Here is a 378-nt window from a genome sequence, read left to right as displayed (position 1 = left end):
GACGGGCAAGGCGGTGACAGCATCCTGAACTATTTAGCCGTGGCTTGGTGGTTGAGCTTTATAGGTAATCAACATGACAACACTTAAACTGACTCATGCTAACGGTGCGCCGGTAGCTGACAATACGAATATTCGTACCGCCGGTGCCCGTGGCCCGGCTTTACTGGAAGATATCTGGCTAATTGAAAAACTGGCCCATTTTGACAGGGAAGTTATACCTGAGCGGCGCATGCACGCAAAGGGCGCGGGTGCCTATGGCACCTTTACTGTGACTGGCGATATCAGTGCTTACAGCCGGGCTGCGTTATTCAGCCAGGTTGGTAAGCAAACGCCGGTATTTCTGCGGTTTTCCACTGTGGCCGGCGAGCGTGGTGCGGC

1 protein-coding gene is annotated in these 378 nt (G+C 54.0%); it reads left to right on the top strand.

Translation table 11 applies throughout. From position 1 onward, the window contains the following. Positions 1-73 precede the first annotated feature (73 nt). Positions 74-378, top strand: a 305-nt coding sequence (locus SB753_RS35240; RefSeq protein ID WP_410804689.1) for a catalase, incomplete at its 3' end; no start/stop codon positions are given.

The sequence above is a fragment of the Paraburkholderia sp. SIMBA_053 genome (genome assembly GCF_046534895.1).
In the GTDB taxonomy this organism is placed as follows: domain Bacteria; phylum Pseudomonadota; class Gammaproteobacteria; order Burkholderiales; family Burkholderiaceae; genus Paraburkholderia; species Paraburkholderia caledonica.
This window is presented reverse-complemented; position numbering and strand designations above follow the sequence as displayed.